Annotated in this window: 10 protein-coding genes; 9 read left to right on the top strand and 1 reads right to left on the bottom strand. The window is 39.5% G+C overall.

The window, feature by feature from the left end; translation table 11 throughout:
* From VB797_RS13930 to VB797_RS13910, 5 genes are all read left to right on the top strand, one after another.
* Window positions 1–1,018, top strand: a 1,018-nt coding sequence (locus VB797_RS13930; RefSeq protein ID WP_323238288.1) for a WD40 repeat domain-containing protein, incomplete at its 5' end; no start/stop codon positions are given.
* Window positions 1,019–1,468: 450 nt separating this feature from the next.
* Entirely contained in the window at window positions 1,469–3,109 is a 1,641-nt protein-coding gene (locus tag VB797_RS13925; protein ID WP_323238287.1) for an alpha/beta hydrolase, read from the top strand.
* Window positions 3,110–3,183: 74 nt separating this feature from the next.
* Entirely contained in the window at window positions 3,184–7,476 is a 4,293-nt protein-coding gene (locus VB797_RS13920; protein ID WP_323238286.1) for a caspase family protein, read from the top strand.
* A 192-nt stretch (window positions 7,477–7,668) separates the two neighbouring features.
* Window positions 7,669–8,532: a hypothetical protein gene (locus tag VB797_RS13915; protein WP_323238285.1), complete on the top strand. Its 864-nt coding sequence runs from the start codon at window positions 7,669–7,671 to the stop codon at window positions 8,530–8,532.
* Between the two features lie 45 nt (window positions 8,533–8,577).
* A complete protein-coding gene (locus VB797_RS13910; RefSeq protein WP_323238284.1) occupies window positions 8,578–8,907 on the top strand; it encodes a hypothetical protein in 330 nt (109 codons plus the stop codon).
* Between the two features lie 96 nt (window positions 8,908–9,003).
* Here the strand turns inward: VB797_RS13910 and VB797_RS13905 are convergent, their stop codons facing one another.
* A complete protein-coding gene (locus VB797_RS13905; protein ID WP_323238283.1) occupies window positions 9,004–9,195 on the bottom strand; it encodes a hypothetical protein in 192 nt (63 codons plus the stop codon).
* A gap of 197 nt (window positions 9,196–9,392) precedes the next feature.
* On the opposite strand from VB797_RS13905, the gene VB797_RS13900 reads away from it, so the two are divergent.
* The 4 genes from VB797_RS13900 (at window position 9,393) to VB797_RS13885 (ending at window position 11,669) form a co-directional block, all read left to right on the top strand.
* Window positions 9,393–10,559: a S8 family peptidase gene (locus tag VB797_RS13900; RefSeq protein WP_323238282.1), complete on the top strand. Its 1,167-nt coding sequence runs from the start codon at window positions 9,393–9,395 to the stop codon at window positions 10,557–10,559.
* A 52-nt stretch (window positions 10,560–10,611) separates the two neighbouring features.
* Entirely contained in the window at window positions 10,612–10,908 is a 297-nt protein-coding gene (locus tag VB797_RS13895; RefSeq protein WP_323238281.1) for a peptidoglycan-binding domain-containing protein, read from the top strand.
* A gap of 184 nt (window positions 10,909–11,092) precedes the next feature.
* Complete coding sequence (locus VB797_RS13890; protein ID WP_323238280.1) at window positions 11,093–11,338, top strand: peptidoglycan-binding domain-containing protein; 246 nt, start codon at window positions 11,093–11,095, stop codon at window positions 11,336–11,338.
* Between the two features lie 112 nt (window positions 11,339–11,450).
* Window positions 11,451–11,669, top strand: a complete 219-nt coding sequence (locus tag VB797_RS13885; RefSeq protein WP_323238279.1) for a ketohydroxyglutarate aldolase — start codon at window positions 11,451–11,453, stop codon at window positions 11,667–11,669.
* The last annotated feature ends 1 nt before the right edge of the window (window position 11,670 follow it).

Here is an 11,670-nt window from a genome sequence, read left to right as displayed (position 1 = left end):
GACAGTGAAACTGTGGGATACCAGCACCGGAAAAGAAATCAAAGCCCTCACTGGGCATAGAAGTGCGGTTTGGGGCATCAGCTTCAGTCCCGATGGCAAGATGCTAGCTTCTGCCAGTGTTGACAGGACGGTGAAACTGTGGGATACCAGTACCGACAAAGAAATCAAAACCTTAACTGGGCATACAAACAATGTTTGGGGCATCAGCTTCAGTCCCGATGGCAAGATGCTAGCTTCTGCCAGTAAGGACAAAACGGTGAAACTTTGGGATATCGGCACAGGAACAGAAATCAAAACCTTAACTGGGCATACAGACGAAGTTTATGGCATCAGGTTCAGTCCCAATGGCAAGATGCTAGCTTCTGCCAGTCTTGACAAGACGGTGAAACTGTGGGATATCAGTACCGGCAAAAAAATCAAAACCCTAGTTGGGCATACAAACGAGGTTAATGCCATAAGTTTCAGTCCCGATGGCAAGATACTAGCTTCTGCCAGTCTTGACAAGACAGTGAAACTGTGGGATACCAGCACCGGAAAAGAAATCAAAACCCTAAATAAGCATACAAACTCGTTTAATGCCATCAGTTTCAGTCCCGATGGGAAGATGCTAGCTTCTGCCAGTGCTAACAAGATGGTGAAACTGTGGGATATCAGTACCGGCAAAGAAATCAAAACCCTAGTTGGGCATACAAGCGAGGTTTGGGATATCAGTTTCAGTCCCGATGGCAAGATGCTTGCTTCTGCCAGTGTTGACAGGACGGTGAAGCTGTGGGATATCAGCACTGGCAAAGAAATCAAAACCCTAACTGGGCATACAGACGAGGTTTGGGGCATCAGCTTCAGTCCCGATGGCAAAATGCTTGCTTCTGCCAGTAGGGACAAGACAGTGAAACTGTGGAGGCTGGATTTTGATTATTTACTCCAGAAAGGGTGTAATTTTATGCGCGAGTATTATAAAACTAATCCCCCTGATAATGAGAGTGATAAGCATTTGTGTGATGGTACTAGTAATTTGTAATACCCCTACGCAGAAGCAAGTTACGTAAGTCATCTTCGTATTAAAAAACCGGCGTTGCATAAATGCGGGATGAACTAGAGGCTGAAAGTATTATTATTTCGTCCAAAAATCAGCAGAATCATCCCCTGAATCAGCAACGCCGTTTTAGCTTCAGGAAGTAAATCTGGACAAGTAGTTTTATGGAATTATTCAGAGGTTTCTGCAAATTTTAACCTAGACAATCTACTAGAACACAGCTGTAGTTGGCTGCGTGATTATCTGCAAAACAACCCCAAGGTAGAAGAGAGCGATCGCAATCTTTGCAACTAGTTATACCAAGCTTGCAATTACAATACCTTCCAGACTGCATCAGTTAAAAAAAGTGGCAACTACATCTATACATACACGGGGAACAACCGCACCCACGGTTGCAAACTCCCCGTTTTCCACCACTTTTTAAAATCTCAAACCATGAAAACATATTTAAACATCTTAAAAGCATCTGCTGGCTTATTTTGTGCCACTGCGACCTATCTATTAAGCACAAACATTCCCGTACAAGCCGCCGAAACAGTCGTCTTGCGTTATGGTATTTTGTCCGAATCTATCTCGGTGAAAGAATTACAACAGATTGCCGAAACCGGGAAAATACAGGGACATTACAAAAAATATACTAACCGATTGCCTGTGGAGAAACGGCAGGTATTATTAGAAACACTACGAACAAAATATCCTATTAATTTTGTCACCTTAAGTCAAGTATTATATACCCCTGGTGGTAGTGCTATTCTCAAGGATTTGTCAAAAGTAACTTTGCACTCGGAGAGTGGGGGAATGCAAGCATTGAGGGCTGCGTTAGTTCGTGGTGCTAAAAATAGGGAGGGACTTTCGATTATTAGTTTTATTGATGCTTATCCGGGCGAACAGCTAGAAATAGATGTGGAAAAAGCATCGAAAGCGTTTAACCAATTAGATTTAGCTTACAAGCAAACCCAGCAGTTTATGGATGCGATCGCTCCTCGACTGTCTACGGTTAATAATTCTCAATTTAGTTCAAATATCGATCCGACTCAACCGGGGAATGCGGTTGTAAATGTTCTCAAGCTCAATTTAAAGGACGAAAAACGCTCTTCTCGCTTGGTTCCTGTGGATATTTATTTTCCTAAAGCTTCAACAGCGAAATCCGTAGTTGTTCTCAGTCACGGTTTTTCGTCGAATAAATCCGATATGGTGTATATCGCTAAGCATCTGGCATCCCACGGATATGTCGTTGCAGCAGTGGAGCATACAGGTAGCAACCGAAATTATCAAATTAATTGGACTAAAAAAGATGGAATTATTTCTTTGATGAAGCCGCAGGAATTTTTAGAGCGCCCTCGCGATCTTAGTTTTGTTTTGGATAAATTAACAGAACTTAATAAACAGCCAAATCACCAACTTTTCGGTCAAGTCTCCACCGATAATGTGACTGCGATCGGTCATTCCTTTGGGGGTGGAACAGCTTTAGCAATAGCTGGAGGTGAAATGCAAATCGATTACTTAAAATCCTATTGTCGCAATCTCCCAGCTTCCACAAATTCATCAGAATGGCTACAATGTATTGCCCAAGATTTACCAGAAAAGAAATATCAACTCCGAGATAATCGCGTTAAACAAGTAATTGCCCTCAACCCAACAACTTCTTTAATGTTTGGTGAAACTGGATTGGAAAAAGTCCAAATTCCTACACTCATGCTGGCATCTTCCGCAGACAAAACTACTCCCGCTTTAACCGAACAAGTCATTAGTTTTAACAAAATTCCGTCACCTAAATGGCTGGTAGGAATTGTCGGTGCAACTCACGGTAGCGTCAAAGAGCCAGCATCTACCGCAGGAAGGGAAAGCCAGAATAAAAGTGAAGTGGTGGGAGAAAAAGCTGCCGATATTCGTAAATATATCCAGGGAATTACCTTGGCTTTTGTTTCCAAAAATAATTCTCCCTCATATCAAGCATTTCTTACACCCGAATATGCGGTAGATGCATCTACGAAAACATTTCCCATTCGTTTAGTGAGAGAAATTCCGGCAGATGTGATGAAATTAGTTTATCAAGTCGTTGGTGAAAATAAATAATCTAAAATTAACTCATGGGGAATTACTGCTAAGCTTGCAATTTTTTCCAACATTACCAAACTGTTCATCGAAATATGTTTTCCCGCAACTTAGCATTTATCATCGGTATCAATAACTATAAAAACGGCATTTCTTCCTTAAAAACTGCTGTAAACGATGCCAAAAAACTAGTAGAAACTCTCCGAGAAAAGCATGGTTATCAAGCTTGGGTATGCTTAGACGAAGTTGCAACCCTCAATAATTTAAATCAACTTTTAGAAAAAACACTACCAGAACAAGTTACGGAAAATGACCGCTTATTATTCTATTTTGCTGGTCATGGAGTCGCGCTCAATGGGGATGATGGTCCGGCTGGTTACTTAATTCCCCAAGATGCAAAGCAGGGTGATACTGATAGTTATCTGCCGATGACGAAGTTACATGATGCTTTGAGTAAATTACCTTGTCGGCATTTCTTAGGTATCTTTGATTGTTGTTTTTCTGGTGCTTTCCGCTGGTCGAGTACCAGAGATTTATTGACTGAACCAGAGATTATTCACAAAGAACGTTATGACCGTTTTATTACAGACCCTGCATGGCAAATCATTACTTCTTCAGCTTCCGACCAAAAAGCTTTAGATAACTTTAGATTAGATACAGAACGCGGTCAAGTTGGTAATCATTCCCCTTTTGCGGCTGCATTGTTAGAAGCTCTCGAAGGTGAAGCAGATTCTCATCCACCTGCAAAAAATGGTAAACCTGCCGGGGATGGAGTTATTACAGCCACTGAATTGTATTTGTATTTACGGGATACAGTTGAAATTCCCACTGAAGAATGTAATTTGCGACAAACTCCGGGTATTTGGTGTTTAAATAAACATGATAAGGGCGAGTATATCTTTCTTGCTCCCGGACATGAATTAAATTTACCACCAGCACCACCTTTAGATGAATCAAAAAATCCCTATCGTGGTTTAAATTCTTTTGACGAAGAACACAGCAAACTATTTTTCGGTAGACAAGCTTTAACAGAAAAATTGTATCAACAAGTTGCCAAACAACCATTAACGGTAGTGCTGGGTGCTTCGGGAACCGGAAAATCAAGTTTGGTAAAAGCGGGATTGATACATTATATTAAACAATTAGATTCACAATGGCAGATCCTTGCACCTATACGTCCTGGGGAGTTGCCGTTAAAAGCTTTAAATAATACTTTGGTAGCAGACAAACTGGTTAATATAGCGCAAAATCCGCAGTCAAAATTAATGCTGGTAATCGATCAAACGGAAGAATTATTTACCCTGTGCCTCAACGACCAAGAGCGGGAAGCTTTTCTCAATTTATTAACTAATTTAGTAACTAATTATTCAGATAATTTACGAATAGTACTGACACTACGTAGTGATTTTGAACCTCAATTATCCAATTCAGCCTTAGAGCCATATTGGTATTCATCTCGGTTTATAGTTCCGGCAATGACGCGGGAAGAATTACGCGCTTGCATCGAGGAACCAGCTTCAGCAAGGGTTATGTATTTTGAACCGCACAGTTTGGTAGATAAATTAATTGATGAAGTCGCGCAGATGCCGGGGGCGTTACCGTTACTTTCCTTTACCTTAAGCGAACTGTATTTAAAATATCTAAAAAGTGTTAGAGAAAGAACAAGAGAAGACCGCGTAATTACTCAAGCAGATTACGAACAGTTAGGAGGCGTAACTCGTAGTTTGACCCAAAGAGCAGATTGCGAGTTCGATAATTTAGTCAAAAAAGATACTGCTTATAGTGATACTATTCGCAAGTTAATGCTGCGGATGGTAGCTGTAGGTGGTGGAGAAATAGCCCGTAGAAGGGTACCATTATCAGAATTGGAGTATCCCGAACCGGAAAATACTCGCATCAAAGAAGCAATTCGGCATTTTACAGATGCACGTTTGCTCGTGGAAGGACAAAATGAGTCAAGTCAACCCTATGTAGAACCAGCCCATGATGCTTTGGTAAGAGGTTGGCAAAAGCTACTGATGTGGAAACAAGATGAAGAAGAAGGTTTGATTTTACAACGACGACTCACACCAGCAGCGGTGGAATGGCAAGATGTTAAAAGTAAGCAACAACCATCGAGTTTCCGAGCCAAAGCTGGAACTGCGATTGATGGGTTGGATCGGACATTCTACGTCGCTGAAAACTTATTTAATACAACCACTGCTCAATTGGTTCGACTGTGGAAGCGATCGCGTAATCAACAAAAGCTTTCGCGAGAAAAACCCGCACAATTTCTTTGGAATGCCAATCCTTATCTCGATGTCTTAAAACAGAAACTCAACTCCGAGCAAAATTGGTTTAACAAATTAGAACTGGAGTTTGTGGGAAGTAGCGTTTTGCAAAAACGTCGAAACGTAAGTTGGCGATCGCGGATTTTCATTAGCGTAATTCTGAGTTTAAGCGGGTTGACTACTGTAGCTTTATTTTATCTAAGAATTTCACAGATAGGACAAGTCAATACATTGAGAGAATTGGCGGAAAAAAGCTTGACCAATAATCAATCTTTAGATGGTGCAATCAATATTTTGCAAGCCGAAAATACTCTCAAACAACCACTTTTGCAGTTGTTCCCACCCGATATTCAGTTAAAGCAAGAAATAGAAGGAACACTACAAAAAGCAGTTTATACAGTTAAAGAACGCAATCGCTTGCAAGGTTACGAACGTCCCGTAAGAAGTGTGGCATTTAGTCCAGATGGAAAGCAATTAGCTACCAGTGGAGATGACGGTACAGCCCGCTTGTGGAACTCGCAGGGTAAGGAGTTGAAGATATTTGAAAAACAAAAAGATTCGGTAAAAAGTATCAAATATAGCCCCAACGGTCAGTTAGTCGCAACTGCTGGAGATGACGGGTTTGTCCGTTTGTGGAACTTACAGGGTGAGTTAGTTCAACAATGGAATGCACAACAAGGTAGATTGTGGGGGATTGAGTTTAGCCCAGATGGTAAAGTGGCTAGCAAAGGAGATAACGGTACTGTGCGTTTATGGAATTTACAGGGTAAGCTATCGGTAGAATTAAAAGGTCATCAAAAGCCAGTAAAAAGTCTTAGTTTTAGTCAAAATAGTAATCTAATCGCAAGTGGTTCGGATGATGGAACTATACGCTTGTGGAATTTTCAAGGTAAGGAATTAGCTAAAATTGCAGGTCATGAAGTTTCTGTAAGTGGTCTTAGTTTTAGTCCAGATGGTCAACTACTTGCGAGTGTGGGAGAAGATAAATTTGTTCGACTGTGGAATGTGCAAGGCAAACAACCTATCTTATATAAACAATGGAATGCACAACAACGCAAAATTTGGGATGTAGTATTCAGTCCAGATGGTAAGCAATTAGCTACCGGAGGAGGAGATGCTACTGTTAGGGTTTGGGATTTACAAGGTAAGGAGTTGGAGAAATTTGTCGCTCATCAAGGACCTGTTAGAAGTGTGAGTTTTACTCCAGATGGTGGGCAATTGGTGAGTAGCAGCGACGATACGATGGTTCGTATTTGGGATTTGCAGGGTAAGGAACTCAAGAAATTTGAAAATAATAGCTATGCAGGTAGCCTTAGTTTAAATACGAATGGTCAGAAAATAGTTAGTGGTGGTCAGGACGGTATTATTCGCTTGTGGAACAAGAACGGTCAACAGCACCTTAAACCTTTTAAAGCTGATTCTACTCCTGTGACAGGTGTGAATTTAAGTGCAGATGGGGAGAAAATAGTTAGTGGTAGTCAGGACGGGATGATTCGTTTGTGGAATCTGCAAGGTGAATTTTTGGGAAAACCATTTAAAAATGATTCTATTCCTGTGACAAGTGTGGCTGTAAGTTCAGATGGTCAAAAAATAGTTAGTGGTGATCGAGACGGTATTATTCGTTTGTGGAATTTACAAGGTCAACAGCACCTTAAACCGTTTGAAGGTCATTTAGGTGCGGTCAATAGTGTAGCCTTTAGTCCAGATGGTCAGAAGATAGTTAGCGGTGGTGAAGACGGTACTATTCGTTTGTGGAGTTTACAAAGTGAATGGAAAAGAATATTTCAAATATATGGTCCAGAAATCACCTCAGTCACCTTTAGTCCAGATGCCAAAAAAATTATTAGCAGCGATCGCATAGGAAGGATACTATTGTGGAATTTGCAAAATCCCAAAGATATATTACCTTTAGTAACCTGGCAAACTCAACAATCTGTTGTGAACAGCATTAGTTTGAGCAAGAATGGTCAATTACTGACTACTACGGGGAACGACGGTAGTGTCAAATTGTGGGAGATTCAGTCAACCGATCAACTAATTAAAACAGCTTGCAATCAGCTACAGGATTATCTCAAGAATAATTCAAATCCCGGCGATCGGCTCTGCGAATACAAATAGCTATGTATGTATACATTTGTGATTCTAGTTCACGGCTGTTAACTTTGTAATCGCACATTCGCACTGTACCTAGCTTGAATTTAGATACGTTTGGTTAAACCGCTTGGTAAACTTATCCCCTAGCAACTGCATCAGTTCATACCAACGAATTCTATACCCTTATATAGCCAACACGCACAGAATAAGTAGATTATGCTTGATAACTTTCGTAAAACGTTTGTTTTAGTTGCTGTAGTTGCAGCTTTATCAACTGGGTGTAAGTATACCAAACAATATCAACAACTATCAGAAGCTGGTGATAAATATACTATTGCTGTTGATCAATTATTAAATAAAGCTAGGGAATTGCAAATCGATTTAAGCTCTGAAAAATTATTGCTTAATGACAGACTCTCAAATCAAACTTTAACAGACTACCAAGATTCTAAGCAACGAGATCGAGAAATGTTAGCTGTGATTAAAGACATCAGCGACCATAATAAACTGCTAACCGATTATTTCAGCACATTGAGAGAACTTGCTTATTCTGATACACCCGAAACCACAAAACAAGAAATAGAAACTATTGCTACTAATCTTGAAGCTGTTGGTCTGAAGCTGCAAAATCATAGATTGTTTCCGACTAAAAGTGTACTCGGAAATCTCGGTAAACTTGTTGTTAGCTCTAAAATTAACGGTGTATTAAGAAAAGAATTGGAAGAACGCAATCCATTAATTCTCAAAGAACTGACAATTCAACAAGAAATGCTCAAAGCTCTCGGTGAAACAATGAACCATAATATCAATGAGTTACAGCAACAGCGAGAGCAATTACTTGTGATTCTACCGTTAGAAGAAGAAAAGCCAATTCCACACGATTTAATCCCACAATGGACTCAAAATCGTAAGAAAATGTTTTTGATGAGTCGGCAAGTTGAAGAGATAAATCAAGCCAGTTCTGCTTTAGAAGGTTTTAAACAGATTTACACAGCTTCAGTTGAAGGAAAAGTTAATCCAAAAAGCCTTAATGATGTTATCAAAGATATCGATTATTTTCTAGCTCTGTTAAATAAATAAATCACAAATCAACTCAAAATTATTAAACTACGAGGAATAATAATCATGACTACAACAAACTTGTTAGCACAAATGAGACAACAAGTATCGAAGCTTTATTCTCAGGAAGTTCAAACTAAAATTGAGCGAGAAAGAGACGAAGCAAAAAGGAAAGCTTTTGTTAATCAGCGAAAATATTATGATGACTGTTTGCACAAATTAGAGGTACAAAATCTAGAAAGAATATCGGCAAAAATGAAACCTTTAGAACCAGAGCTAAACCGAGCCATTACATCATTGAATAATGCCTTACAAAGTGTGCAAAATACGGTCAATATTATCAGCAATATTAGCAGTGTTTCTAGTTTAATCGCTCGCATTTTACCGATGATTTAATCTAATTTAGTAATTGTCAAATTGAAATATGCAGTAATAATTTTACATTATTGGAGACGTAGCAGTGCTACGTCTCTACATTGTTGTCGGTGAATTTTAATCTTGATTGGATTCTTTTGTATTCTTCTTAGATGTGTCCGTACTGCTCAATCCTCTGTCAACTCCTGGAGAACGAGAATTATCTTGCTCTTGTGTATTAGTTTTCTTTGGTTCTTGCTTTTCTTGATTCATGGTCAAAATATAGAAGTCAGTCAAGGTAAATACTGAATGATTTGTGACAATTTTCACATCCTCCCTCAGAGGTAATTTTAAATAGAGTCGGGTTTTCCCAGAAATCCTTATGTTGGTGGACAAATAAACCCAACTGCATAAGCTCAAAATCCTTTAACTATATAAACTCAGAACGTCAACAACATAGTTTATTCCCAGTCGGGATGAGTTATGAGCAGTTCTAGTTCTAACTTTAATTTACACGAAGGTAAAAAATGACTAATAGTAATCGACCTCGTTTTACAGGTAGAAGTTTAGTTTTGTTGCGTGAAGACGCAGTTGCAGAAGGCTTACAAATACTAGCCGATACGGTTGGTACTAGAAGTGCAGATAGCATTACTGGTTATGAGAGCATTGGTGTTGCTGTAGTAGATGCACCACCAGAGCAAATTAGTACAAACACCAGAGCGATCGACGATAGCCCAATTTTGTTCGTTGAGCCAGAAAGATACGTTTACCCAATAGTTGATGTTCCAACAGCACGTAATGTTAAGCCACAAGCTGACTTTGATGAATCACAAGCTACTTGGGGTTTGCAGGTAACAGGAGTAGCCGATTTAGACACTAGCATCAGCGGTATCGGTATTAAGGTAGCAGTTTTAGATACTGGCTTAGATTTAACACACCCCGATTTTCAAAATCGAAAAATAGTTTCCAAGTCCTTTGTTGAGTATGATGTACAGGATGTAGACGGACACGGTACTCACTGCGCGGGAACAGCTTGCGGTTCATTGAATCCAAGCGAATCACCGAGATATGGAATCGCTTATGATGCCGAACTTTATGTTAGTAAAATATTCCCTAACAAAAAAGATCCTAGCTATACAGATAGTGGTCTTATTCAAGCGATGGAATGGGCGATCGCTAGTGGTTGTCAAATTATTTCCATGTCAGTTGGTGCTGATTTTCAACCTGGAGATACTTACTCTCGCGTTTATGAAGCTGTTGCTAGAAGAGCGCTTAATCGAGGTACTTTAATCATTGCAGCAGCAGGTAATGAAAGCGATCGTTCTCAAGGAAATATTGTTCCAGTAGGTAGTCCAGCAAATTGTCCTTCCATCATGGCTGTAGGAGCTATTGACTCCGATTTGCAAATTTATGAATTTTCCTGTGGTGGAATAAATCCAGAAGGAGGTGAAATTAATATTGCAGCTCCTGGGGTAAATGTTTATTCTAGTATTCCCATGCCGGATAACTATGACAATATGAGTGGTACAAGTATGGCTACACCACACGTTGCGGGTATTGCTGCTCTATACGCTCAAGTGACCGGATTGAGAGGACAAGAACTGTGGAACGTGATTATTCAAAATGCTCGAGATATAAATCTTCCCCAACGAGATGTGGGTGCTGGTTTGGTTCAAGCTCCTTCACAACAATAAAAACCAATTTTCCATTCAATAAATTTTCGCATTAATTAACGGAGAATCAATCATGCAAAGTTCTGCAAACAACACAGCATCTGAAAAAATTAATCTTCCAGTTCTTAAACTCAACAGTCGCGGTCCGATTGTTTTACACGCTAAAAAACTGTTGTACTCTTATAACTTCACTAACATAGATCCCAGCAACGATGTTTTTGATGCAGATACACAAGAAGCAGTAAGAGCATTACAAGAACATTATCAATACGACCGCGACAATGGTTTTGCTGTCGAAGTCAATGGGACTATCGATAGAGAAACATGGAGAGCGATGGGAGACCATTTCTATCGTAAATGCCGTCGTTAATCACTGATATTTTTAGGATATCTGACGCTTTGACAAATCCTCTAATATCGGACTTGTAGAGCGTCATGCACCATTAACCTAAATTACTGTCATTTCAGATAATTTACGAAAAACTGCGTAAGTAATGAAAAAGCAGTAAATCAAATTCGGAACAGTCAAAACAAGATTCAACGAGGAAAAAATTATGAATTCTCTGCCAGTTATTCAGCGCAATCAGAAAGGTGAAGCTGTAAGATTTTTACAACAGCTATTGCTAGGTTATGGTTTTGATCAAGTTGAATTCCAATCTGAATTTGACGAAAGAACCGAAAATGCAGTGAGAAATTTCCAAGAGCAACGCAATTTATCACCAGATGGAATTGTTGATGTCAACACTTGGAATGCTTTGATTGAAGGTACTTCTAGCGTATGTAATGCAGCAAGAGAATAGTTAAATTTCTAGCTATCGTACAACGCATTTGAGGCATCGAACGCAGATAATAAATCTATGAGTACTGCTTTAAAGCCGTACTCATAAACCTTTTTAATCGAATAGATTCCTCATGAATACCGTAAATATTTCTGTTTCTGTAGACGATGAATATCTAGACAAAATCCTTGATGTTGCAGCAAATTTACAAGCATCTGGGATGAATGTAGAAAATATAATGCCAATAATTGGGGTAATTACTGGCTCTGTTGAATCTACGCAAATGGATGGGCTTACTCAAGTTGAAGGTGTGAATGCTGTTGAAGTTTCTAGAACATTCAGAGCATTATGAC

This window comes from Rivularia sp. UHCC 0363 (genome assembly GCF_034931125.1).
GTDB lineage: Bacteria > Cyanobacteriota > Cyanobacteriia > Cyanobacteriales > Nostocaceae > Rivularia.
This window is presented reverse-complemented; position numbering and strand designations above follow the sequence as displayed.

Bases quoted from the DNA above. Each gene is read 5' to 3' on its own strand.
- VB797_RS13895 (WP_323238281.1), top strand. From the start codon at position 10,612: ATGCAAAGTTCTGCAAACAACACAGCATCTGAAAAAATTAATCTTCCA.
- VB797_RS13915 (WP_323238285.1), top strand. From the start codon at position 7,669: ATGCTTGATAACTTTCGTAAAACGTTTGTTTTAGTTGCTGTAGTTGCA.
- VB797_RS13900 (WP_323238282.1), top strand. From the start codon at position 9,393: ATGACTAATAGTAATCGACCTCGTTTTACAGGTAGAAGTTTAGTTTTG.
- VB797_RS13925 (WP_323238287.1), top strand. From the start codon at position 1,469: ATGAAAACATATTTAAACATCTTAAAAGCATCTGCTGGCTTATTTTGT.
- VB797_RS13890 (WP_323238280.1), top strand. From the start codon at position 11,093: ATGAATTCTCTGCCAGTTATTCAGCGCAATCAGAAAGGTGAAGCTGTA.
- VB797_RS13910 (WP_323238284.1), top strand. From the start codon at position 8,578: ATGACTACAACAAACTTGTTAGCACAAATGAGACAACAAGTATCGAAG.
- VB797_RS13920 (WP_323238286.1), top strand. From the start codon at position 3,184: ATGTTTTCCCGCAACTTAGCATTTATCATCGGTATCAATAACTATAAA.
- VB797_RS13885 (WP_323238279.1), top strand. From the start codon at position 11,451: ATGAATACCGTAAATATTTCTGTTTCTGTAGACGATGAATATCTAGAC.